The sequence below is a fragment of the Bacillus sp. EB106-04-02-XG92 genome (assembly GCF_058791995.1).
Genome location: NZ_JBYTEA010000014.1, coordinates 75,721 through 98,318, shown reverse-complemented (window position 1 = coordinate 98,318; position 22,598 = coordinate 75,721). Strand labels below are relative to the sequence as shown.

27 protein-coding genes and 5 pseudogenes are annotated in these 22,598 nt (G+C 32.5%); 30 read left to right on the top strand and 2 right to left on the bottom strand.

Going from position 1 to position 22,598, the window contains the following annotated elements; genetic code table 11:
• Positions 1–63 precede the first annotated feature (63 nt).
• Together AC3WVA_RS25150 and AC3WVA_RS25145 are read left to right on the top strand one after the other, a co-directional pair.
• Complete coding sequence (locus AC3WVA_RS25150) at positions 64–1,260, top strand: MFS transporter (RefSeq protein WP_098345578.1); 1,197 nt, start codon at positions 64–66, stop codon at positions 1,258–1,260.
• Positions 1,244–1,444 carry an NETI motif-containing protein gene (locus tag AC3WVA_RS25145; protein WP_000166305.1) on the top strand — a complete coding sequence of 67 codons (201 nt, stop codon included), beginning with the start codon at positions 1,244–1,246 and terminating at the stop codon, positions 1,442–1,444. Before AC3WVA_RS25150 ends, AC3WVA_RS25145 begins: the two co-directional genes overlap by 17 nt.
• 101 nt (positions 1,445–1,545) lie before the next feature.
• Here the strand turns inward: AC3WVA_RS25145 and AC3WVA_RS25140 are convergent.
• Positions 1,546–1,956: pseudogene (locus tag AC3WVA_RS25140) on the bottom strand (DUF4279 domain-containing protein).
• 341 nt (positions 1,957–2,297) lie between these two features.
• Between AC3WVA_RS25140 and AC3WVA_RS25135 the strand changes: the two are divergent.
• Positions 2,298–2,756 carry a VOC family protein gene (locus tag AC3WVA_RS25135; RefSeq protein ID WP_098881589.1) on the top strand — a complete coding sequence of 153 codons (459 nt, stop codon included), beginning with the start codon at positions 2,298–2,300 and terminating at the stop codon, positions 2,754–2,756.
• A gap of 130 nt (positions 2,757–2,886) precedes the next feature.
• On the opposite strand, the gene AC3WVA_RS25130 is transcribed toward AC3WVA_RS25135, so the two are convergent.
• Positions 2,887–3,969, bottom strand: coding sequence for an S-layer homology domain-containing protein (locus AC3WVA_RS25130; protein WP_098881590.1), 1,083 nt, complete (start codon positions 3,967–3,969; stop codon positions 2,887–2,889).
• Positions 3,970–4,335: 366 nt separating this feature from the next.
• Here AC3WVA_RS25130 and AC3WVA_RS25125 point away from each other — a divergent pair, with 366 nt between their 5' ends.
• The 27 genes and pseudogenes from AC3WVA_RS25125 (at position 4,336) to AC3WVA_RS24995 (ending at position 22,552) form a co-directional block, all read left to right on the top strand.
• Positions 4,336–4,758 carry a hypothetical protein gene (locus AC3WVA_RS25125; RefSeq protein WP_000883453.1) on the top strand — a complete coding sequence of 141 codons (423 nt, stop codon included), beginning with the start codon at positions 4,336–4,338 and terminating at the stop codon, positions 4,756–4,758.
• Between the two features lie 26 nt (positions 4,759–4,784).
• Positions 4,785–5,090, top strand: coding sequence for a WXG100 family type VII secretion target (locus tag AC3WVA_RS25120; RefSeq protein WP_000014540.1), 306 nt, complete (start codon positions 4,785–4,787; stop codon positions 5,088–5,090).
• Between the two features lie 22 nt (positions 5,091–5,112).
• Positions 5,113–5,832, top strand: a complete 720-nt coding sequence (locus AC3WVA_RS25115; RefSeq protein WP_341013419.1) for a DUF5081 family protein — start codon at positions 5,113–5,115, stop codon at positions 5,830–5,832.
• A complete protein-coding gene (locus AC3WVA_RS25110) occupies positions 5,832–6,158 on the top strand; it encodes a hypothetical protein (RefSeq protein WP_001198193.1) in 327 nt (108 codons plus the stop codon). The genes AC3WVA_RS25115 and AC3WVA_RS25110 overlap by 1 nt, the downstream gene beginning before the upstream one ends.
• Before the next feature lie 33 nt (positions 6,159–6,191).
• A complete protein-coding gene (locus AC3WVA_RS25105; RefSeq protein ID WP_492322253.1) occupies positions 6,192–7,907 on the top strand; it encodes a deaminase domain-containing protein in 1,716 nt (571 codons plus the stop codon).
• A gap of 26 nt (positions 7,908–7,933) precedes the next feature.
• Complete coding sequence (locus AC3WVA_RS25100) at positions 7,934–8,290, top strand: Imm3 family immunity protein (RefSeq protein WP_000656075.1); 357 nt, start codon at positions 7,934–7,936, stop codon at positions 8,288–8,290.
• A 571-nt stretch (positions 8,291–8,861) separates the two neighbouring features.
• Positions 8,862–9,647 (top strand): recombinase family protein, encoded by a 786-nt coding sequence (locus AC3WVA_RS25095; protein WP_000391698.1) that lies wholly within the window; start codon positions 8,862–8,864, stop codon positions 9,645–9,647.
• A 155-nt stretch (positions 9,648–9,802) separates the two neighbouring features.
• Positions 9,803–11,038, top strand: a complete 1,236-nt coding sequence (locus AC3WVA_RS25090) for an IS110 family RNA-guided transposase (RefSeq protein ID WP_417902628.1) — start codon at positions 9,803–9,805, stop codon at positions 11,036–11,038.
• A 54-nt stretch (positions 11,039–11,092) separates the two neighbouring features.
• Positions 11,093–11,677 (top strand): annotated as a pseudogene (locus AC3WVA_RS25085) (HNH endonuclease); the annotation flags it as partial.
• A 15-nt stretch (positions 11,678–11,692) separates the two neighbouring features.
• A complete protein-coding gene (locus AC3WVA_RS25080; RefSeq protein WP_000154325.1) occupies positions 11,693–12,160 on the top strand; it encodes a DUF6985 domain-containing protein in 468 nt (155 codons plus the stop codon).
• A 363-nt stretch (positions 12,161–12,523) separates the two neighbouring features.
• Positions 12,524–13,122: pseudogene (locus AC3WVA_RS25075) on the top strand (hypothetical protein).
• Between the two features lie 60 nt (positions 13,123–13,182).
• The gene (locus AC3WVA_RS25070; RefSeq protein WP_098521519.1) at positions 13,183–13,881 is read left to right on the top strand and encodes an SMI1/KNR4 family protein; all 699 of its coding nucleotides are present in this window, start codon (positions 13,183–13,185) and stop codon (positions 13,879–13,881) included.
• 597 nt (positions 13,882–14,478) lie between these two features.
• On the top strand, positions 14,479–14,919 hold the full coding sequence (locus AC3WVA_RS25065; protein ID WP_044584677.1) for a hypothetical protein: 441 nt from the start codon (positions 14,479–14,481) through the stop codon (positions 14,917–14,919).
• A gap of 187 nt (positions 14,920–15,106) precedes the next feature.
• A pseudogene (locus tag AC3WVA_RS25060) lies at positions 15,107–15,295 on the top strand (HNH endonuclease); the annotation flags it as partial.
• 55 nt (positions 15,296–15,350) lie between these two features.
• Complete coding sequence (locus tag AC3WVA_RS25055; protein ID WP_002096450.1) at positions 15,351–15,818, top strand: DUF6985 domain-containing protein; 468 nt, start codon at positions 15,351–15,353, stop codon at positions 15,816–15,818.
• A gap of 410 nt (positions 15,819–16,228) precedes the next feature.
• Entirely contained in the window at positions 16,229–16,474 is a 246-nt protein-coding gene (locus tag AC3WVA_RS25050; protein ID WP_098347193.1) for a hypothetical protein, read from the top strand.
• 55 nt (positions 16,475–16,529) lie between these two features.
• On the top strand, positions 16,530–17,231 hold the full coding sequence (locus AC3WVA_RS25045; protein ID WP_000095662.1) for a hypothetical protein: 702 nt from the start codon (positions 16,530–16,532) through the stop codon (positions 17,229–17,231).
• A 43-nt stretch (positions 17,232–17,274) separates the two neighbouring features.
• Positions 17,275–17,463: a hypothetical protein gene (locus AC3WVA_RS25040; protein ID WP_225989072.1), complete on the top strand. Its 189-nt coding sequence runs from the start codon at positions 17,275–17,277 to the stop codon at positions 17,461–17,463.
• Positions 17,464–17,508: 45 nt separating this feature from the next.
• Positions 17,509–18,024: a SecY-interacting protein Syd gene (locus tag AC3WVA_RS25035; RefSeq protein ID WP_429604005.1), complete on the top strand. Its 516-nt coding sequence runs from the start codon at positions 17,509–17,511 to the stop codon at positions 18,022–18,024.
• A 409-nt stretch (positions 18,025–18,433) separates the two neighbouring features.
• Entirely contained in the window at positions 18,434–18,751 is a 318-nt protein-coding gene (locus AC3WVA_RS25030; protein WP_000268266.1) for a DUF6572 domain-containing protein, read from the top strand.
• 26 nt (positions 18,752–18,777) lie between these two features.
• A complete protein-coding gene (locus AC3WVA_RS25025) occupies positions 18,778–19,314 on the top strand; it encodes a SecY-interacting protein Syd (RefSeq protein WP_000665917.1) in 537 nt (178 codons plus the stop codon).
• 358 nt (positions 19,315–19,672) lie between these two features.
• The gene (locus AC3WVA_RS25020; RefSeq protein ID WP_070168960.1) at positions 19,673–20,218 is read left to right on the top strand and encodes a T6SS immunity protein Tdi1 domain-containing protein; all 546 of its coding nucleotides are present in this window, start codon (positions 19,673–19,675) and stop codon (positions 20,216–20,218) included.
• Between the two features lie 312 nt (positions 20,219–20,530).
• Positions 20,531–21,001 (top strand): DUF6985 domain-containing protein, encoded by a 471-nt coding sequence (locus tag AC3WVA_RS25015; protein ID WP_492322252.1) that lies wholly within the window; start codon positions 20,531–20,533, stop codon positions 20,999–21,001.
• Between the two features lie 74 nt (positions 21,002–21,075).
• Positions 21,076–21,210: pseudogene (locus AC3WVA_RS25010) on the top strand (DNA/RNA non-specific endonuclease); the annotation flags it as partial.
• 17 nt (positions 21,211–21,227) lie between these two features.
• The gene (locus AC3WVA_RS25005; protein WP_002203548.1) at positions 21,228–21,377 is read left to right on the top strand and encodes a hypothetical protein; all 150 of its coding nucleotides are present in this window, start codon (positions 21,228–21,230) and stop codon (positions 21,375–21,377) included.
• A gap of 157 nt (positions 21,378–21,534) precedes the next feature.
• On the top strand, positions 21,535–21,900 hold the full coding sequence (locus AC3WVA_RS25000; RefSeq protein ID WP_098347176.1) for an immunity 22 family protein: 366 nt from the start codon (positions 21,535–21,537) through the stop codon (positions 21,898–21,900).
• A gap of 202 nt (positions 21,901–22,102) precedes the next feature.
• Positions 22,103–22,552, top strand: a complete 450-nt coding sequence (locus AC3WVA_RS24995; RefSeq protein ID WP_016118280.1) for a hypothetical protein — start codon at positions 22,103–22,105, stop codon at positions 22,550–22,552.
• Positions 22,553–22,598 lie beyond the last annotated feature (46 nt).

The following is a 22,598-nucleotide window of genomic DNA, read 5'->3' as shown; positions in this document are numbered from 1 at the left end:
TTCTTATTACATAGCAAACAATATATAATGAGTGTGGTGGATTACAAAAGGGAGAGATTAGGAATGTCAATGCGTTTTACGTTTTGGATTATGGTTGGAATTGTAGCAATCTCGGGTTTGTCACAAGGGATGCTTTTACCGGCCATTGCAATGATTTTTGAACAAGAAGGGGTTAGTTCAAGTATTAACGGTATTCATGCGACGGCATTATACATTGGGATATTAGTTATTTCACCGTTTCTTGAAAAACCGATGCAAAAGTTTGGGATGAAGCCAATTATCGTTATTGGTGGGTTTCTCGTTATTATTTCATTATTCTTTTTTACACAAACTTTTTCATTTTGGGTATGGTTTATTCTTAGATTTCTAGTTGGAGTCGGAGATCATATGCTCCATGTCGGAACACAAACATGGATTACGACAACATCAGACCCAAGTAAAATAGGGAGACAAGTATCGATATACGGTGTATTCTTCGGAATTGGTTTTGCCGTCGGTCCGTATTTAGCAAGCACTGTTCAGTACGGTCTTGCAACGCCATTTATTATATCTACTGTACTTTGTCTAATAGGTTGGCTGTTACTATTACCAACAAAAAATGCATTCCCGGCGCAAGATGAAAGAGAAGTGAAGAGTGAATCATCATTTTCTCGTTATAAACAAGTTGTTGGATTAGGGTGGATTGCATTACTAGGACCACTTGCATACGGCGTACTGGAAGCAATGTTAAATAGTAACTTACCAGTATACGCACTGCGTAAAGGATGGTCTGTTTCAGAAGTATCCTTTTTATTACCGGCATTTGCAGTTGGGGGCATTATTACACAAATTCCGCTCGGTATATTAAGTGATAAATACGGAAGAGACCGTATTTTAACGTGGACGTTCAGTATAAGTACGGGTATTTTCCTACTGGCAGCTGTATTTGACCAATATTATTGGATTGTCTTTGCCTGTATGCTATTAGCGGGTATGGTCATTGGATCGTGCTTCTCATTAGGCCTTGGATTTATGACAGATTTATTACCGAGACACTTATTGCCAGCAGGTAATATATTGTCTGGAATCGCCTTTAGTTTAGGAAGTATACTGGGACCTGTATTAGGAGGCGTATTTATAGAAAAAATACAGTATACAAGCTTTTTTATTGCGGTTATGATTATAATAGGAATTCTCGCAATGTTATATATCGTCTACATGAAGAATCAATTCGCATCAAGAAAAATAGAAAGTAGGTTAGGGCATGACAAAACAACCTAATAAAAAGAAATTTGAAGTACTCGAAAACGAAACAATTACAGACTGCTTAGCGCGTATGGAACAAGAAGGCTATGCACCGTCTCGTCGTATGGAAGAACCAATCTTTCATGAAGTGAAGAAAAACGGTAAAACAGAAGTTGAACCGTGCGGTAGAAAGATTGTCTTTGAGGGGAAATTGAAGTAATACGTTATATAAAAAGAATTTGCTTTTGGGTACAAGCAAGATAAAACATAGAATCACATAAGAAAACGCTGTTGATTTCAATATCAATAGCGTTTTTATTTTTAACAAATATATAGGTCAAAATGAATTTCTGCTTGAATGGAGCTAGCAAAATTAATAATCTCTTTTTGTAAATACATCGCGGGTGATTCGTTATTCTCCACTTGAATCACTACCATAAGAAGAAACTCTAAACTATATTTCTGCTTGAGATGTTTTAATTGTTCTGTTTTTCCTTCAAGGGATTTCAGAATAACATGCAACTGATTATTTATATCGTATGATTGTTGGTATCCAGTGCTTAAAGTCTAAGCAGTTTCTTCTCTATATAGGGTTTTGGTGGATACAGGATTCGGATTATCATGTCTTGCAACAACATCACCTTTTGTATAACTTCTTGTAGGCTCCATACTTAGGGCGTCAGTAATTGCTTCAACAGGGAATATATCACCAGTTGTACTAAAATAAGCCATAACTTTGGTTTTATCCAGAAAGGTTCCTCCTCTATTATTAAGATGTTAATATTATTACATTATAAAAATTTATGAATGTAAATAGTGTTTTTATCCTGCTATTTGTGGGCAGTAAAGCTTGTAATGGGAGAAAAGTAGGTGAGAGCCAATTTTTCATAAAAGCTCACTAGTTTCATTGTATTGAATTCCAGCGTTGGGATATTAGTTAAAGCTGGATACCTATACATTTGAAGGAAAGAACAATGATACAAAAGTAGGATGCTTAAAAATATAAGTATTTGTATGATAAAAACAAATACTTATATTTTAAAAATCAGAAGGTAGAGGAGGGAAAATATAATATGATACAAAACATATATGAAACTCATTTACATGTAAGAAATTTAGAAAAGGCGATAGATTTCTATCAAAATAAGTTAGGTTTAGCATTAGCGAAAAAATTATCGAATAGACGAGTTGCGTTCTTTTGGGTAGGAGAAAATAAAGAGCAAATGCTCGGGTTATGGGAAGTACATAGTAATGAAGAGTTTGAGATGAAACACTTCGCTTTTCGTGTAGATTTAGAGTTTTTAAAGACCTCTAAATTGTGGTTAGAGGAGCGTGGAATAGAGGTAGTAGGGAGTCAAGGGAAAGGAAATCGAGAACCAATTGTCCAAAGGTGGATGCCAGCTGCAAGCGTATATTTTCTAGATTGTGATGGAAATAAATTAGAGTTTCTTTCTATGCTAAATGATGATCCAGATGAACTAGAATATGCAACATATTTAAGTGAATGGGATGCGGAGCATGAAGAAAAATAAAGTTTAATCAGTAGGAGTTATATAGTTTTGGATTATATTAAATAGATAGAGAAAAATAAAATCCCTCAAGAAAAAGCATGTTCTTGAAGGATTTTTTATGCTTTATATATTTTATATTGCTTGTAACTTATTAATTGAATTTATTTTTAGAGATTTCAGCGCGTTGAATATAACCATCAGAGAAGCTGAAATAAAGAGAATAGCTTCCTCGCTTATATATAAAGCCTTCACTAGTCATATCCTCTCCGATTCCATCTGGTTCACCAAACCACTCTTTTAATTCGTTGATAGAGATATCCATTTTCACCCATATATATCTAGCGTCCGAAGGGTACATGTCAATATTATAATCGCCGTATCCCGCTATATTAGGTGCATCACATTCTGTACATGGTGCTTTCTTCCAAACATCAGGCACTCCAAATTCTTTTTTTACGTCAGATAGATCTTTACCTAATACATCTAATTTAAATGGACCAAACGTTCCGTTCTGTAAAGCTGTTGTTAACATTTGTTTCAATTCTTCTTTTGAATTGATGTTGAAATTATAATCTCTGTTTTTTGCTATTGTATTATATAAAAATTGTGCATATTCCTCACGTTTCACAAGCATGTTGCCATTGTAATTACCTGCCGCATCACCGTAGGATATTCGGTTACTACGTAGCGTATTTACAAATTCATAGGCCCAATGATCTTGAGGTACATCTTTAAAGTTACTTTGTCCTTTTGATTGTAATTGAAATGCTTTTTTTAATACTACTGCCATTTCATACCGAGTTAATGCATCATCTGGACGAAAAGCACCTGTTCCATCACCTGTCATAATTCCGGCCTGTACAATCGCTTTAATATCCTTTTCAAACATATGATTTTTAATATCGTTAAACATATTGCTCTGTTCATTGTTTGCTGTTAAACCTAAATGACGAGCGATTAAAGAAGTTACCTGGCCTCTAGTAATATTATCCCCAAAACCAAATTTTCCGTTTCCATATCCGTTAAAAAGTCCTGCTGACGCTAAGTAATCAATAGCATCTTTTGACCAGTGATCCTTTGGTACATCTGTAAATACAGTGTTCGCATTGCTAGCTACCTTATAGTTATTCGTAGTTGTTTGTGCGTTTGCTGTGCCTACCATCATTGTAGTTGTTAGTGCTGTGGTGATTAAGAATCCCATAATTTTTTTAGCTTTGCTTGTTTTCTTGCCCATTTGAGAAAGCCTCCCCAGTTTAATTTAACTTTATTAAATATACGTATTACACATATACATTTAATACAATTAAATGTATACATCGCAATTATAACATGTTAATGATGATCATTTTTCATTGATTTCCTTAATGTGGATAAAATTTCAATAATCTATATGAAACTACAATTTTTAGATGATAAATATTCATTGCTATTTAATTGAAGAAAAATGCGAAAGCTTTTTATAAAATATGGAAATGTTAAAACCCCTTTGATAAAATAGCAATATGCAAAAATAATTATTTATAAATTCTCAATGTAATGAATATTCATGTTTAAATATACGAATTTAACTACATAGTTATTGTAATAAAGGGGGAGAAAGATGTTAGATGAATTGTATAATGCTTTTTTAAATGCATCGGGTTTTACAGAAAGCGCGAGAAAACGAGATCAGTATGATACATTACATGATTATTTAAAAGATCAAGAAAGAGAGTTAAAGCAATACATTCAAGAGGCTGAATCAGCGAAGAGAGATTATGAGAGTAAAAGTAATGGCTTAGAAGCAAATAAAATTCCAGCAGTGGAATTTGAACAAAAACGTCATGAAAAGGATGAAGACTTAAATACAGTACTATCCTATTTTAAAAGTGAATTAAGCAATGTTGGATCTGCGATAGGTACAGCTTATGCAAAGTATTTGGAATATAAAGCGAAAGCGGAAGCGGAGAAAGCGTCAGCATACGCTGCAGCGACCAGAGCTTTTGAAGAAAAGAAAAAGGAAATTGAAAAACTTATCCATTAAGTATACAAAGAATGGAGGGAACAAACATGAGTGGTAAAGAGGTTGAAATTATAGGAAGTAATACTGCAAGTGCCATTTCTTACGCACAAAACATAGAGAACGGCATGAAAGATTCTTTAAATCAAGCGAAAAATTTAAAAGCGTACGTTACATGTGCGAAATGGAATGGAAAAACGAGAGATGCCTTTTTAAGTTATCTGGATTTAATCATTCAATATAACTCAGAAATGGTAGAGGCATTTGAAGGACATACGAAAGCTTTGAAAGAGTTAGAGAAAAGTATTCAAACGTATGGCGATATATCGGAAGTAAGGGCGATAAAAAAATTGTGATGGAGAAATGAGGAATAAAAGAATGGGGAAAGAAATGATTTTTGCACCTGCTGAATTATATGTTCTCGCAGGTGCAGCTGGGGTTACGGATATATTTGGATTGCCAAACCGTGACGTAATTATTTTACTTGATGAAGAATGTGTCACAAAAGCAACTGCGAGTTTAAAAGAAAAGGGCTTACTTACAAGTGAAAATGGGATTACCCATGCCGCTTTTCAAATAATTGAACTATTAAAGGAATATGAAAATTGTCATGAATACACGAGAATGAATAATGTATTAATTGGCTTTTTGAAAGAGGATAAAGACCGAGTGGCTGTATTAACAGAAATAGAACCAAATAAAAAATACGAGATCGACTACATACCAAAGCCAGACGTATATTTTTCCTTATTAACACGCATCCCTTTCTTATTGAGAGAACCGAGGGACATAGAAGATACATTTTTCTCAAAGAGAATGACAGAAACAGAACAACAAACATTTGAGGAAAAAGATTTATCAAATAAAGATGTTATAGCGATAGAAACGTATAAGAGGCCTCGTAGTAATAGAGGAGGAAAATGGGAATGTTTCTTATATTTCACTGAAGGAGAAGATTACGTTCAAATAGATGTAGAACGTAATCGATATGACTGGGTGAGCCTCTATGCGGTGAATAAGAAATTGTATGACGTGTTAAAAATGCCGTATAAAAAATTAGTTGATCCGAGACAATTTTCGTTAGGAGGTATTGAATAATGCAAGTATCAATGGGAGACGGTGGTTCTGGTGGTGGAGAAGAAGTATTAGTTAATTTTCAAGAACTACTTGATATAGTAATGAAATTAGAAGATATATATAAAATCCATGTAGACGTTATTGGAACGAATATTGAGAGTTTATTAAGCAGTGATTTTTATCAAAAAGGTGAAGCGATGAGAGTAATTGAAAAATATCCTGATATATTACACAAAACACTTGAATTTGCTGAACACTATTCTAGGTCGGCGAGACTTGTAAGGGTCGCATGTGTAGAAATGCTTGAAAAGGACGAACAATTACGTGAAATATTAAGTAAGTTGTAGAAATCACCATACGGCTGGGGGGATGAAAACGAAATGGATGTGAAATATAGACCTGAACCATGGCAAAACATGGGGGATGGTATGAATCGAATTACAAAAGATGCACTCATAAAATTACAGCGCGCAAATGAATTATTGAAAAAAATTGATGGAAGAATACGAGATTTAGACTCAGATGGCAGTATACATTTTAACCCAAAAGATCAATCGCAAAAAATTGGGGAATTACTTGATAGCTATTCGACATTACAAAGATATTGCGGAGAAGCAGGGCGATTGGTCTCTGAACATATAGATAAACCTTTTTTAGTAGAAATGGATAAATTCGCTCAAAAAATGAGAGATACATCTATTCTCAGTTTCGAAACAGATAACCGAATTGGCTCCACAACAACGACAGTATTACCAGATGCGCACGCAGGGTACGGAAGTGTACCACAAACAATAAAAACAAAAAAAGATAAAATAACAGTAGAAGATATTTTTAGAGATTCACCTGCATTTGATAACGTACTGAGAGAGGAATACAAAGAACTAAAAAAACAAAACCCAGATGCAAAATTAAATTATGAAGAATACAAGAAAGTAGTCCCATCCACACGAGGATTTGAATATAAATCGATAGAAGATGAACAGAAAAAACTAGAAATGGTGCGAGACATAGGAATAGGCCTAGGAATCATCATCACAACAATCCTTTGCCCACCACTCGGAACCGCTGCGGCAGTTGTATACGGCGCTGTACAAATCAAAAGTGGTATCGACGGAGAAGACTGGGGAACACACCGGAAATTGAGCCAAGAAGAGCGGGTAGGAAACATCATTTTTGGCGGATTAGACGCAATCCCAGTTGTTGGAGCAGTAGGAAAAGGAGTAAAAGCATTCAAAGACACGAGTGAATTAGCTGATTTAGCGAAATTATTAAAATTCAAAGAAGGAATGCCTGGTTTTAATCCAAATTTGGGTAAAAATGTGGTACAATCGCTTAAGGAAAATAATCTATTAAAAAATTTAAAAATACAAGGCTGGAAAACCGTAGATAAGATTAATGATGCGGACTACTTCATTAAAGGTCTAGTAGCAAAAGGTGTGGACTCCGTAACCCCATTCGTTAAAGGTGTAGAAATAAAGCCAGATGGAAGTGTCGTTAAATCTGGAACGAACTATAGCGGGAAATTCCAAGAAGCCCATGATGCCTCAAAGGCGAGTATTCAGAGTAGGATCTCGAATTTGGAGAGTGGTGGGGTTAAGGGTACGGGTAAAGTATATCCAACTAGACAAATAGATTCAGTAACAGAAGCGCATATAATTGATAGAGTGAAGGAACTAAGAGGAAATTTATCGAGTAAATATAAGAAATCTGGTAATTTTGCTGTTGCCGAAGTGGATGTCAGTGGGATAAGCAAATCGGAATTTTATGCTCAAAGTAGCATAAATGAACTTAAGGGAAGTCTTGAGCATAAGGTGCCTGATATTTCTTTACAACCTGAAAATCCAATGTTTAAGGCTACAGAAGCAGTTGGTAAAAATGGATTTAATTATTTAAGGAATACAGATACTGAGTATAAAATACTAAATGATATAGCTTCTAGGCTTGGGGATAATACACAAGCTAGTGGTAGAATTAAGTTATTTACAGAATTGGATACTTGCGACAGTTGTAATAAAGTTATAGCAGAGTTTGCAGCTAAATATAAAAATATTGAATTAGAAGTCGTACACAACAATGGTAATAGAATTATTCCTTAAACTAAATTCTTTGGAGGAAAGTAATTATGAAAGATTGGGAGTATAATGAATTATTTGAAGCAATTCAGGAGACATATAAAGAGTTGTTAGATGAAGCTAGGGGATATAAGTATGCTATAGCAAAACTATCAGATGAGTTTGATAACTTAGGTAAGATAGAAGATGTTATTGTTGATACTGCTATTGGTGAGATTGCAATTGGACATGATAAAGTTTTTATTGGGCTTATTGAAGGTATAACAAGGAGATTAAGCAAGTTTAATCCACAAGAAGCAGGAGATGAATTAACATTAGAAGAAATAAAAGACTTATCGAGAAGAATAAATAAAGTAATAGAAGGACTAAAAAATGTAGAGGTTGATTATAATCCTTCAGCAGAATAAAGGTTAGTGTTTTAGAAAAAGAAATAAGTGTTTGAAAGTAAGTACTTCATGATGGTTGTACCATCATAGAGTATTATGTGCAATGATAGAATAGGAAAAGAAGTACGAGCTTAGGCGAGATGACATTTTACTGGGCGATGAATATAAACACATGGAATGTATATTAAACTAACGAACTCGTACAAACTCGTAAGTTTTAACGTAGTAGTTGTCATGACGTATAAAAGGTGTCATACTGTTACTACAAAACTTACAAATTTAATGCTACTTAAAAATAGATGAACTTAAAGCACTTGATTGTCAATTATGGCAACAAGTGCTTTTTTGCATTTTAGCGTAGAAATAAGTTGGTAAACGTATAATTTTATAAGTGCATTAATTGTTAATTTTTATAGATTGTAATGGCTGTGTACAGGGTATGACGATAGTAGAAGAAAAAATAAAGGGTTGTGTTATTTTTTGAATTCATCGTAAAGTACGTTTTAACGGATGGACGTTATGCACACGTTATCCGCAAAAAACGGGTAAACGTTACAGGAACTTTAATTGCTGTAACGGGAGAGGAATCAATATGGAAGAGAAAGTAGTTGGTTATGTACGAGTTTCAACAGAAGGACAAGTGCGTGAAGGTTATAGCTTAACGTATCAAGTAGAAGAAATCGAACGTTATTGTATGGAAAATAACTTACAATTGCTTCATGTATATGAAGATAGAGGACTAAGTGGCGCAACTGTTGATGAAAATGGATTAACAGTTGAACGTGAAGGCTTACAAGAACTATTGTCAGATATGGCATATCAACAAGTGAGGCGCGTGATTGTATTAAATACATCTCGGTTATGGCGCTCTGATATGGCAAAAGTATTAATACAACGAGAGCTAAAGAAACATAAGGTTGATGTGAAAGCGATTGAACAACCCAATTATAGTATATACACGCATGACCCAAATGATTTTTTAGTAAATGGCATGTTAGAACTACTAGATCAATATCAACGTCTCGAGATTGCATTGAAGCTGAGTAGAGGCAGAAAGAAGAAAGCGGAACAAGGTGGATATGCGGGTGGCGGTGTGATGTTTGGGTACACAGTCAAGAAAGGACAAAAAGTGTTAGAAGTAGATGCAGAAAAAGCAGTGGTTGTACGTAGACTATTTGAGTTACGACACTTTTTTAGGCAGTGGTCGCTGACTCAATTGGCAGAACGACTGAATGCAGAAGGCTATCGTACAGAGAAAGGGAAACGGTTTACGAAAGTACAAGTGAAACGCATGTTAGACCGGGAGAGCTTTTATCGAGGGATATACACATATGGTCAAATACAGACAAATGGGAAACATTCAGCAATTATTTTATAAACTCACTTAAAAAATTAGCTCATTTTACTATACATACTACTAGAGTGATGAAAATGGCTAGGCTTGCGTACCTATGCGCATCGGAAGATGAACGCTCGAACTAAGGTTGCCGACATTTTTATATATGACTAAATCATTGAATAGAGGGATGAGTTATGCATCATAGGCAGAACTATTTGTATGTAGGAGTAGATTTACATAAAGAGCAGCATACGGCTGTTATTATTAATTGTTGGCAAGAGAAACTAGGAGAAATACAATTTGAGAATAAACCATCTGCATTTTCGAAGTTCTTATTAGAAGTAGAGACATATGTGTGTGATGGGATAACTGTTGTATTTGGTTTAGAAGATGTTGGTGGTTATGGAAGAGCGTTAGCGAAATATTTAGTAGACCATGAACGAGTTGTGAAAGAAGTAAATCCAGCTTTATCATTTTTAGAGCGAAAGAGCCAAGTGATGATACAAAAAAATGATAGTTGGGATGCGGAATGTGTAGCACGCATACTGATAAACAAATTTAATCAACTGCCAGATGCAAAGCCAAACGATTTATTTTGGTCGATACAACAACTAGTTTCAAGAAGGAATGCATTAGTAAAAGCACAAAGTGCATTAAAGAACCAACTACATATTCAATTAAACCATCATTATCCAAGCTATAAAAAGTTTTTCTCAGAGTTAGATGGAAAAACAGCATTAGCATTTTGGCAGCAATATCCGTCACCCTCTTGTTTAGAGGGGGTAAATATAAAGCAATTAACAGCTTTTTTATTAGATGTTAGCAACAATACATGTTCAGTAAAGAAAGCAAGCGACATATTAAAACTTGTAAAAGAAGATGGACAAACAATGAAAGAGTATCAAGAAACGCGAGATTTTTTAGTAAGAAGTATTGTACGGGATATTGAGTTTAAAAAGAGGGAAATGAAATACATCGAAAGAGAATTAAAACGGTTATTAAATCTACTAGATTATCAATTAGAGACGATGCCGGGAATAGAACTTGTGACGGCATCAGCATTAATTGCAGAAATTGGGGATGTAAGGCGATTTCCAAATGCCAACAAATTAGCACGATTCGCGGGGATTGCGCCTGTTTACTTTGGTTCTGGTGGGAAAGGTAAGACACACAAAAGCAAACAAGGAAACAGGGCGCTACATGCTTTATTTTATAATTTAGCTGTACAGCAAGTGCAAGTAGCAAAAGGAAGTAAGTTACCCAGAAACCCAGTGTTTCATGCATATTATCAAAAGAAACTTAAAGAGGGAAAAACAAAAGGACAAGCATTGGTATGTATTATGAGAAGGCTTGTAAACATTGTATATGGCATGATGAAATATAAAACAGCTTATGAATTGCCGGTAGTGGAAGAAAAAGAAGTAGTTTAATAAGGTTTTACATGGTTTGCTTTTTTATTGTGAGAGTTTAAGATTACAACATAGGGTACGGGTAATAGAGAGGCTGAAGTTCCACCAGCCTTCAAGCAAGAGGAATTTGCCAGTACATATGAATCAAGATTCAAGCAAACACCCGCAGAAACGAATTCAAATGTCGTTTTTGAAGGGGTTAGAGGTGAGTCTTTATGTACCCTAAAACCACCACCAGATCCTACGTTACAGAAAATCTTAAATGAAGCTGGTATTAATGGAATTGAGTATAAAAATGGAGTTCCTGATTTTTCACCAGTAGCAAAGGCACAGTTGGAAATCGATTATATGCTAGGTGGAAAAGGGGCTAAAGGAAATACTGCTAGAGATTATAATTTTAAGCAAGCAAATGAAAGGTTAGCAGATCAGCTTAATAATTCACCAGAATTGGCAAACCAATTTGGAATGGAAGCTGGTGGAATTACGGCAAAAGATATAGAAAAATACCGAGTGAAAAATAAATTAACATGGCATGAGTTAAATGATGGAGTTACTATACAACTTGTGCCAACAGAAATCAACGCCAAATTTGGACACCTTGGTGGAGTTGGTGAAATAAACGCAGGAGCTTTTGAACCTGGAGGATTTGCAAATAAATAATAAGGAGATTATAAAATGACAATAAATGATAAAGTTTTTGGAGAACTTGATTATCAGTATACATGGGTAGGATACAGAACCATAAAGTTTTTAGGAAAGGACACGGAGATAGCATTATTAATTGGAGGAGAAGATGATGGTAAATTTGATGAAGGTCAATATGTGGCATACAATTCATTAATGGATAATTGGGAGAAAATCCAACATAATATATTACAACCAATTTTAAATTATTATAAACAAAAAAGGCATGAGCTTGGTTATGATGTTGCATTTAATGAAGATTATCCATTAATTGAAACAGTTGATCAATTAATAGAACATATAACATTAGTAGGTATTTCTGTTCCGTATGATTTCCTTCGCGATGGACGTGATGTAGGGATCTCGTTTGATTGTTCATGGGATGAGGAAAATGGTTTAGGAATTCGTCTTATAAATGAAAGGGTAGATGAAGTAGGTTATCAAGATGTTGCTATTTAAAATAGGCTGTTAAAAAGTACAGACTAATGATGGTTGTATCATCATGGAGTGCAATGAAAGAACAGAAAACAAAGTACGAGCTTAGAGCGTAGGTGAGATGAGGTTTTATTTGGCTACGAATATATACCACTTAAAATGAACCTGAAACTAATGAACTCGTACGAGCTCGTAAGTTTTAATGTACTTGTCACGATGCATATAAGGTGTCATACTTTTACTAAAATACTTATAAATTTATGCTACTTAAAAACACATGAACTTAAAGCACTTAATTGTCTATGATAGGCAACAAGTGCTTTTTTAATTGATTGATATGCTTTGACTTTATAAATAGTTGGTAAGTTGGAAGAAGTAACGGCATTCATGAATAAGTTGCCGAATAGTATGAAGAATGTCAGAAAGAAGATTAATAATATTCATATCCCGAATGTATTCCCTGAACCTTTGGCAACTGGTGTTGGGAATGTAGGAGAAAGAAAAACACTTGGAGCGTTATTTTCTGTTGCTAAGAGTGAAACTAAGGGCACGGGTGATATTGGAGCACCGCCTCGATACGGGGAAAGAAGAATCTCAAAGGAATTATATGATGAATTAAGAGATGGAACGTCTACTGCAAAGCCACGGGAAAAAGTTAATGAGGGCATTGAGGATAAAATAGGAACGCCTGACCCTGCTTTACCTGGTAAGTATATTACAGATAGACTTCAAGCTGATCATATTGTATCAATGAAAAATATAGCGGATATGGAAAATTTTTATAAAATAATAAAGGAACAACAACTTAAGGTTTTAAATAATGAAGAGAATTTTTTAGGTTTAAGTGAAGCAGCCAATAAATCTAAGGGGTCTAAATCTTATTCTGATTGGACAATTTATAAGAAAGAAAAAATTGAAGTTGATCCTAAGTTTAGAGAAGAGATGATAAAGAAGGAAAAGAATTAGAAATGAAATTACAAAAATAAATTGATGATTTTGTTGAAAGGAAATAAAAAAGTATATAGATAAATAAAGGAGATAGAATTATGGAACAAAAACTTGGTTTTTTAAGAAAATATAAAAGAAATGCACAACTTATATCATGCCATGAGATTAATAAACTTGATAGTGGGAAAATACCAAATTCATGGTATGAATTGTTTCAAGAAGAAAATGTAGACAAGAGAGTTGAGAGTATTTTATCGATATGGAAAGAGCAAGTAGGAGTGGAATTAAGAAACACTATTTCTTATTTGTCTAGGCACCTTGAGGAAGTAGAGTTTATGGATATAAATAGTAAATATTCAATTTTATACACTATTAAAACAGATAATGGGGAAATTCTATATTATGAAGGGGGAAATCCCAAAGATGAGTTTAATAATGAAGAATTAGAAAAATCTTGGGATAAGATTCCTTCAACAATACGAAATTTTTATCGAACTGTTCATAATGGTTTCTATTTTTATGCGAGTCAATCTATGGGTTTAGTTCCTTTAGAAAATGTAACTTTTTTTGATGATGATGAATGGGGTATTATTGAGGAGTTAGAAGAACCTTTACAAATTGATTTAAAAACTACTTTTGGTTTCTTTAAAAGTGGTATGGGTGGTTATGTTGCAGTAGATTATAAGAATTCTAATAATGATAATGCGACTTTATGGTGGACGAATAAAGAGCCTAGATATAATATGAATTTTTGGGACATTGTTGATGAATGGATAGTAATTGGATTTGAAGTTTAGTTTAAAGGTTCTGTTGCAAAGTTTTTATATAAACAAAAAAATCCTAATTTAGTAGGTAGAGTTTATGCAACTTTGAATAGTTTCTCTAATTCATTGTACGTCGAAAAAACAAAGTACGAGCTTAGGTGAGATGACATTTTACTGGGTGATGAATATAATCACATGGAAAGTATATTAAACTAAGAACCCGTACAAACTCGTCAATTTTAACTTAGTAGTTGTCATGGCATGTAAAATGTGTCGTAATGTTAATACAAAACTTACAGATCTTATAAATCTTACAAATCTATGCTACTTAAAACATATGAACTTAAAGCACTTGATTGTCTACGAAAGGCAACAAGTGCTTTTTTATTAGATAGGCATGCTATAAATTTTTAGAAAATATTTTTTATGAATTCAGGCTAATGAAAATTACTATTATTATATAATTGAAAATATATTAGCCAAAGGTGTGGACTGACCACGAATAATAAAGTTGTTTAAAAAATCGTACAGAATTGAAATTTAATACCATCTTTTGAGTTTCTCGTATAATAAAAGGAATAATGTTTCGATATCTGTGGTTAGTTAATAAAAGGGAATGAGGTTTTGGGAGTGAAAATACCGCCACATATTACAGGTTTGAAAGCAATACATTTAAATTCCCATAATGAAAATGAAACAAAGAGAATATTTTATGATGTATTGAGGACATGTAAATTCAAAATAGTAGAATGGATACAACCACACTATCCAAAAAATTTTTTTGAAGTGATAGTGATAATAGACGATAAGGAATTTATTATTTTATTGCATGAGTTTTATCCTTTCTTAGCTTTTGCGGATAAAAATGTAGAAGGAAAAATTATTTTTAGTTTTATTGATATGCCCATATTAGAAAGTGAATTTGAAGCGTACTATCAAGTTTTGTCGAAAGCTTATTTAGAAAAGCCTTTTATACCTAGGGAACACAACTTAACAGAAGAAGAATTAAAAGATGCTAAATATTGGCGACCAGAAAATATCGGTGAAGTAATTTTTAATGTTTGGGATTGAATATTAAAGGGGTGATTATTAATTATTAGCTATCCAGAAATTAAACACTTTTATTATTCACTTAAATGAAAAAGTGCAACAAATAAAACTTATTTTTAAACAACTTTAATAACCTCGTACCAAATTAACAGGCAGAAGGTTATTGCATTTCTAGACACAAAATTAAACAACTTGATTATCACTGCACATGGACTCCGTATCCCTATTCGTTAAAGGTGTAGAAATACTGCCAGATGGAAGTGTCGCTAGAACTGGAACGAACTATAGCGGGAAATTCCAAGAATCCCATGATGCCTAAAAAACGAGTATTCAGAGTAGGATCTCGAATTTGGAGGGTGATGGGGTTAAGGGTACGGGTGATAGAGATGTTGATATTCCACCAGCCTTCAAGTAAGAGTGAATTTCCGATAAATGGAAAGGGAGGGTTTAAAATGAAAATAAATGATGCAGTTTTTGGGGAGCTTGAATATGATTATGTCTGGAGTAGAGAGACTACCATTGAGTTTTGCGGAAAAGAAGCCGATATTGCTTTGATAATAGACGGTGAAGAAGATGGTGAATTTAGTGAAAAACAGTATGCTTCGTATAATTCTTTAATACAAAATTTGGGGCATCTTCAACAAAGTATTTTGCAACCAATTTTAGATTATTACAAGCAAAAACGACATGAGCTTGGGTATGATGTTTCATATAATGAAAATTATCCTTTACTTGAAACGATTAATCAGCTTCTTGAAAGGATCAGGCTAGTGGGGATTTATGTCCCATCTGCTAGACGCTTTGAAGGCAGATATATTGGACTAACATTTGACTGTACATGGGACATGGAAAATGGGGTAGGTATTCGTCTAATAAATGAAGAAGTAGCTAGGGTAGGATACCAAGATGTTGCAATTTAAGCATTACTATTTGTTAGAAATACACATAACAGAGTATGAAAAATTAGTTTGTTTTGGAAGTGAATAGCAAAACAGTAGAGATAGGTACTAGAAATCTCTGCTGTTTTTTTATGCAAATGGAAAAATTAATTTTTAAGGTTATTCCTATCTTACATACCATTGAGGTCTTTTACTAAAGATATTGGATTTGTAAATCCATCTGGTAAGGGTACGGGTGAAAGTGGAATTCCTCCTAGGTGCGGTGAGAGAAAGATTACAGATGAAGAATATAAAGCATTAAGAAAAAAACACCGACAGCAAAAATAAGAAAACAAGTAAATAAAGGCCACAATAAAAAGATAGAAACGGAAGATCAAGCTCTTCCTGGAAAAACTTTTATAGGTTCACTAGAAGCAGATCATATTGTGTCTATAGACAGAATCACAAATATGGATGGTTTTGGTAATTTAACAGAAAAACAACAGTTAGAAGTATTAAATAACCCAGAAAACTTTACAGGATTAAGTAAATCTGCAAACACTTCAAAGCAATCTAAATCGTATGAAGAATGGACACATTATAAAAAGGGGACACCAGATGAAATAGAAGTTAGTCCTGACTTTAGGAGTAAGATGATTACAAGAGAAAAACAGCTTGAAAGAATATTGCAAAAATAAATTGATGATTTTAACAAAGAATAATATAAAATAATATTAAAAAGGATGGGGAAAAATGAGTTCTAAGTTAGATATATTAAGAGAGTATAATGAAGATATTCAATTGATTAATGCAAATGAATTTAAGAATATAAATGCATCTTTAATTCCTGATTTATGGGTGGAAGTATTTAGTGAATATAATAGAGAAAAGAGAATCAAGAAAATTTTAAGTATATGGAAAAAATATGTAGATAATAATTTATCTAATACTATTGCTTACTTATCAGAATACCTTGAGGATATTGAACTGATGATAAGTGAGGACACCTATTCAATCTTGTATACAATAAAAAATCAAGGTGGAGAAGATTTATATTATGAAGGAAGAAATCCTAAAGATAGTTTTAATAATGAGGAATTAGAATCTTCATGGAGAGAAATTCCTGAATCTATTAGGGACTTTTACGAAAATGTTCATAATGGATTTTATGATTACACAAGTGAATCGATGGGATTGATGCCATTAGAAGCTATAACTTACTTTGGGGATGAAGACTTAGAGTGGGGGATTATAGATGAATTGGAAGAACCTATAAAGATTAATTTAAAAACATCTTTTGGATTCTTTAGTAATGGTATGGGGAGCTACATAGCTATAGATTATGAAAATTGTAAGAATAACAATGCTATTTTTTGGTCAGCTAAAAGTCAGCCTAAATATAATGTTCACTTTTGGAATTTTGTAGATGAATGGATTGTTATCGGTTTTGAATAAAAGGGTTTTAAAATTTTGATACAAAGTCTATAAACTTAAAGAGATTTTTAGGTTTAGAAAACATTTCCCCCAATATGATTTAAAAGAATTATATAATGACACTTTATTACATCATCACATTGGTGGTGGAGGTCAAACTGTTGATGTACCCTCAAAGCTACATCCAGGTTTAGGGGGATTCATAATGCTGAGAAAAGCGCAGGAATTTGGGGAAATGACCAAAATATGCTGAACTATTAGAAAAGTAAGGGTGATTATTTTGGTAATGAAGGATGCTATGAGCAAATATTTTAATTTAAGAAAAGAATATTTTGATAAAGGGTTAGATTTTTTATTTAAAACGCCATATAACGAAGAAGTGGGTTCATTTATATATATAGGTGAAATGGATGATGAAGAAGAAATTTCATGGAAACCTATTGAAAAAAATAATAAGAATGATTTAACGACGATTGAGGAAAAATTTGAAATTAAATTGCACACTTCAATTGATTATTATTTTAATTCTTATTGGTTTGCTGATTTAGATGGATTTGTTGATAATCATTATATTAGGTTAGAACCTGTATTACCAAATATTGAATTGGATTCCTTCGAAAGTAATTTAGAAGGGTATAAAAACAATCATAATAAGGTTGATAAGACTCCAATAGGTGTAGAAGGGAACGGTTTGATAGTTGTGTTAGATAATGTAAGTGGTAAGGTTGAATTGGAGGGTTTTGAACGAGGTTCGTTTGAAGCGCTTTCGGATAGTCTAGATGAGTTAATTTCTAATTTAAAGTTACAAAAATAATATACTAAGAACATTTATATGAAAAAATGTCTGATATGAAGTGTAGACCGAGTGTTAGATACAATTGGACTGCAGTATTTTATAGAAAGATATGATTAAGATCAAGCTAAGACCTACAAAATTTATGCTATTTAAAAAACATATGAAATTAATGCACTTGATTGTCTACGAAAGGCAACAAGTGCTTTTTTTATACATAGGCATGTTATAATTTTATTAGGAGATTATTTAGACTATATAAATAATTTAAATTCAATTAATAGAAACGATAGATAACATCATAGCAGGATTTGAAAATGTAGAAACTAACTAATCTCAACAGACAGATCTTTATGATCCTAATGAAGAAAAAATATATATGAGTACATTGTAGATTATTGCAATAGACATATATAGGATAGGAGAAAATATGGCAGTTATAGATTTGGACCAGATAGATGCAATTGGAGTAGAAGGTAAAAACCTAAAGTTGTTAATAATAGACTATCTAGACTGGGAATATGAAGACATGCATCTAGACGTACTACAAGAAAAAATTAATAATTACTTAATATATATTGAAGATAAGCAGTACTTTAAAGATTACGGAGACAACTTTGAGAAAAAAATAATTGATATACATTTCCAACATAGTGTTTCGGAAAATGGATTGAAATTTCTGGATGTAGTTTCCAGTCAGCTAAGTAATACTGACATTTTCATCGATATTCACTTACCAGAAGAATAATTCTTTATTGAGGAGTGATTTCTAATATGAAAGAGGTTATGAAAGACTATTTCGGAAGATTTATAGATAAATGGATGGAGTACAACAACTCATTACCGCAAATAGCATGGAATGAAGATGTAGATGAATTTATATATTTGGGTGAAGAAGATGAAAATGGATATATTTGTTGGAAACCAATGGAGAAGGGAGTGGAATTTTCCTTTGATGAAATTGAAAGTCAATACAACGTTCAGTTACATGATTCGGTGAAGCAGTATTTCACTTCGTATTGGTTTTTAGAATTAACAGGATGGATTTCTTCTTATAATATTAATTTGCATCCTGTTATTCCAGGGATTGAACCAGATTATTTTATTTCACTTGTCAAAGACTATGCGGAATCTAAAAATGATATTTTTAAGTATATCCCAATTGGTTATGAATCAAATGGGATGTTAATAGTGCTAGACAACAATACAGGTGAAATTTTAGTTGAGGATTTTGAATTAAATGAGTATAAACAAATTACAAACAGCTTAGAAAACCTCATTTCACAATTTAAATTTAGGTGTGAAAAATAGAAATGCATACCAATAGGCAGCAAGAAAAAGAGCATTAAGAGATAAAATTGATAAGCTATTTGAACAAGGGTTAACACTTAAAGAAGCGAATGAAAACTCAAACAGTCATACATAATTTAGATCAAGTTGCTGGGGAGATTTAGTATTTATGTTCTTAATCAAGGTATTGAATAAAGTGAAATTGGGGGTTTTGTTCATCCCCACTGATTATCATCCCTCACAAATTGGGCTTTTACGGGCAGTTGATCCCCCACTTAACTTCATTGCTTTCTTTGAAAAATATCTTCGAGCATGAATGAAGAACAACTAAAAAATACTTATTTGAATGTAAAGTTAATACATTAAAGGAGGAGTTTAAATGGAGCAATATTTAAAAGATTTTAAGTTACATAATAAAGTACCGAGTGAACTCATTGAAAAGTATAAACACGTAGTACCAAATGAAATAATAAATTTTTGGAGTAATTATGGATTTGGTACATTTATGCAAGGATATTTTAAAAGTGTAAATCCAGAGGAATTTAAAGAGATTTTGGAGGAGAGTAGTCAAAGATATAAGGATTCAATAGTATTGTTTGCTACAGGTATGGGAGACTTGGTTATTTGGTCAGATGGATATGTTAGATTACTTAATTACAGGTATGGTATAGTAAAGACCATTATGTTTACATTTAAATTTTTCTTTCAAAATATTGCTGATTTAGAATTCAGGGATGAAGATTTATCTTGGCAGCCTTATCCCAAAGCACTTAAACAATACAATGAGTTAGAGTATGATGAGTGTTTTGGTTATACACCTCTATTAGGGTTAGGTGGAGCAGAAAAAGTAGAGAACTTAAAAAAGGTCAAATTGAAGGAACATATTCTTATTATTACTGCTTTTATGGGGCCAGTAGAGGTATAAGGTTCGTTCTAATGAATTAGACTTACTATTTATTTTCTATTTTACAAGTACATATGAAATTAAAGCGCTTGGTTGTCTACTTAAGGCAACCAAGTGCTTTTTTTATTAGTGCATGCAATGCTATAAAATTATTTTATATGAATTCAAGTTAACAAAATTTGCTAATATTATATAATTGAAAATATATTAGCAAAAGAAATGGACAATACCCCATTCTTCATAAAAAATCAAGAAACATTACTTAATGGAAGTGCACGTAAATAGGGTGGAACGAACTTCGGTAGAAAGAGTAAACAATAAAGGAGATATGTAATGAAAATAAATGATGCGGATTTTGGCGAACTTGAGTTTAATAATTATGATTGGATTGGATATAAAAACATTGATTTTTTTGGGAACGAAGTTAAGGTGATGTTAATAGTTAGGGGAGAAGATGATGGTCATTTTGAGAAAGAACAATATACGGCATATAACTTTTTAATAGATAGATGGCTACAATTACAACAAAGTATTTTAGAGTCTATATTAGATTATTATAAACAAAAAAGATATGAACTTGGTTACGATGTTGAGCCTAACGAAAGTTATCCTTTAATAGAAACAGCTACTCAAGTTCTTGGAAAAATAACCTTAGTTGGAATTTTTATTCCGGATAATGATCTTATCGATTTTCTTGATATTGGACTTACATTTGACTGTACGTGGGATATGGAAAATGGATTAGGCCTTTGTCTTATGAAAGGTGAAGTAACAGAGGTAGGTTATCAGGATGTTGTACTTTAAATTTTGAAGCCTATATTTATAGAGACAATAATATTGTTTTATTATTCATTCGTAATATATGAGCTGCAGCTTTAAAAGAAAAACCACCAAAAGAAGTAACAGTTAAGGTTGATGTAATATACTTTGGGAATGATATGAGTCCATACAAATTTATAGTTACTTACAATATAGATGGTAAGCCAGGTAATGCAAAATTAAAAATTTTATAAAAGGAGGGAAATGTAGTATGAAAGAGTTTGAAGATAGATTTAGTGAATTGCAAGCTGATATGGTATCCATATGTATGGAATATGTTAAAGATAGAGCTGATAAAGTATATATTTACGCTTCATGTGAAGTTACCAACATAGGAGCTAGTAATATTAATACAAAATAACTAGGAGGATTCAAATGATAGAACTGAATTTTTAACTATAGGCAAAAAGTATGTATTAAATGACGATCCTATTACTAATAATGATGAGAAGAAAGTTTAATAAATAGTTTGTAGATTTATGTATAAAAGAATGTGTGAATAGAAAGGTAGTAGAATTATGAAAGAGAAAGTATCCATATGGGTTGGGAATTTTGAGAGTAAGGATGAATTTTTGAATTATACAAATAATGAATATACAGAAGATGGAGATAGTATATCTTCTAATTTCGAAAAGGACTTTAATTTGATTTATTATGATCGTGATTTAGTTGAAAAGGAATGGGTTAGTCGATCAAAAAATAATATAAAGGATTTATTGAAAGGTTTTTCTTACGTTGATCAATTTATTCAACGATTTAAGTATACAAACTGTGAAAAGAAATTTAACGCAGCCATTTTAATTTACAATTTGGAATACAATGCTAAGGAAAGAAAGGTTAAATTTAAAAGTAATGAATTAGAATTTGTTGGAGTGTATCAATAAATATAGAATATCTATTGATGATAGATGGTAATTGTAAAGTTGGGTATAATTATGAGTATCTTTCAGAGGTGAATTTGTATGAATGACAATGTGGGAATATACAATTTAATCTCATACTTAAATCTAATTAGTTTAATAATCAATGTAAAAAGATTATGTAATATATATACTATTAGAATTAAAGAATTAGGAGGGGGGATTTATGATAATAATGAATAATTACCCCGAGGTAGGAACATATATCATGTTAGAAACTAGCGGATATTCAATAGTTGAAAAGAACAAGGTACAGTTGGTTAGGCAAGGTGTTGGAGGATTTAGTGAGGATGGACAGGTAGTTGGTGTATATGTTAAAAATAACAAACTATATTTTTTCTATAATGGCCTTTCATTTGAAACATCCTTAGGCAATTTCATTTGTGTAAATAGGTATATTTCCAAATTTGAAAGATGTTTTAGTGTCACAATAGCAGGACAAGATATCTGCCATATAGTTTATGAGCCTTTTATTGATCCAGGAATGATCTATTATGATGCAGATCCTGAAGAGTTTGATGTGTTGCTATACTTAAGTGAATTATTGAAGAACGAGGATTCTATTAAGAGATTCATGTACGGAATGGAATTGCTAAAAAAGCAACATAAAGAATAGTGTTTTGGGTTTGGACGCAATGACCCTTAAAATGTAGTACCATCAT

Bases quoted from the DNA above. Each gene is read 5' to 3' on its own strand.
- AC3WVA_RS24995 (WP_016118280.1), top strand. From the start codon at position 22,103: ATGATAATAATGAATAATTACCCCGAGGTAGGAACATATATCATGTTA.
- AC3WVA_RS25015 (WP_492322252.1), top strand. From the start codon at position 20,531: ATGAAAATAAATGATGCGGATTTTGGCGAACTTGAGTTTAATAATTAT.
- AC3WVA_RS25030 (WP_000268266.1), top strand. From the start codon at position 18,434: ATGGCAGTTATAGATTTGGACCAGATAGATGCAATTGGAGTAGAAGGT.
- AC3WVA_RS25145 (WP_000166305.1), top strand. From the start codon at position 1,244: ATGACAAAACAACCTAATAAAAAGAAATTTGAAGTACTCGAAAACGAA.
- AC3WVA_RS25115 (WP_341013419.1), top strand. From the start codon at position 5,113: ATGGGGAAAGAAATGATTTTTGCACCTGCTGAATTATATGTTCTCGCA.
- AC3WVA_RS25100 (WP_000656075.1), top strand. From the start codon at position 7,934: ATGAAAGATTGGGAGTATAATGAATTATTTGAAGCAATTCAGGAGACA.
- AC3WVA_RS25020 (WP_070168960.1), top strand. From the start codon at position 19,673: ATGGAGCAATATTTAAAAGATTTTAAGTTACATAATAAAGTACCGAGT.
- AC3WVA_RS25055 (WP_002096450.1), top strand. From the start codon at position 15,351: ATGAAAATAAATGATGCAGTTTTTGGGGAGCTTGAATATGATTATGTC.
- AC3WVA_RS25035 (WP_429604005.1), top strand. From the start codon at position 17,509: ATGAGCAAATATTTTAATTTAAGAAAAGAATATTTTGATAAAGGGTTA.
- AC3WVA_RS25120 (WP_000014540.1), top strand. From the start codon at position 4,785: ATGAGTGGTAAAGAGGTTGAAATTATAGGAAGTAATACTGCAAGTGCC.
- AC3WVA_RS25105 (WP_492322253.1), top strand. From the start codon at position 6,192: ATGGATGTGAAATATAGACCTGAACCATGGCAAAACATGGGGGATGGT.
- AC3WVA_RS25135 (WP_098881589.1), top strand. From the start codon at position 2,298: ATGATACAAAACATATATGAAACTCATTTACATGTAAGAAATTTAGAA.
- AC3WVA_RS25045 (WP_000095662.1), top strand. From the start codon at position 16,530: ATGAGTTCTAAGTTAGATATATTAAGAGAGTATAATGAAGATATTCAA.
- AC3WVA_RS25000 (WP_098347176.1), top strand. From the start codon at position 21,535: ATGAAAGAGAAAGTATCCATATGGGTTGGGAATTTTGAGAGTAAGGAT.
- AC3WVA_RS25125 (WP_000883453.1), top strand. From the start codon at position 4,336: ATGTTAGATGAATTGTATAATGCTTTTTTAAATGCATCGGGTTTTACA.
- AC3WVA_RS25005 (WP_002203548.1), top strand. From the start codon at position 21,228: ATGAAAGAGTTTGAAGATAGATTTAGTGAATTGCAAGCTGATATGGTA.
- AC3WVA_RS25080 (WP_000154325.1), top strand. From the start codon at position 11,693: ATGACAATAAATGATAAAGTTTTTGGAGAACTTGATTATCAGTATACA.
- AC3WVA_RS25070 (WP_098521519.1), top strand. From the start codon at position 13,183: ATGGAACAAAAACTTGGTTTTTTAAGAAAATATAAAAGAAATGCACAA.
- AC3WVA_RS25090 (WP_417902628.1), top strand. From the start codon at position 9,803: ATGCATCATAGGCAGAACTATTTGTATGTAGGAGTAGATTTACATAAA.
- AC3WVA_RS25025 (WP_000665917.1), top strand. From the start codon at position 18,778: ATGAAAGAGGTTATGAAAGACTATTTCGGAAGATTTATAGATAAATGG.
- AC3WVA_RS25150 (WP_098345578.1), top strand. From the start codon at position 64: ATGTCAATGCGTTTTACGTTTTGGATTATGGTTGGAATTGTAGCAATC.
- AC3WVA_RS25110 (WP_001198193.1), top strand. From the start codon at position 5,832: ATGCAAGTATCAATGGGAGACGGTGGTTCTGGTGGTGGAGAAGAAGTA.
- AC3WVA_RS25130 (WP_098881590.1), bottom strand. From the start codon at position 3,969: ATGGGCAAGAAAACAAGCAAAGCTAAAAAAATTATGGGATTCTTAATC.
- AC3WVA_RS25095 (WP_000391698.1), top strand. From the start codon at position 8,862: ATGGAAGAGAAAGTAGTTGGTTATGTACGAGTTTCAACAGAAGGACAA.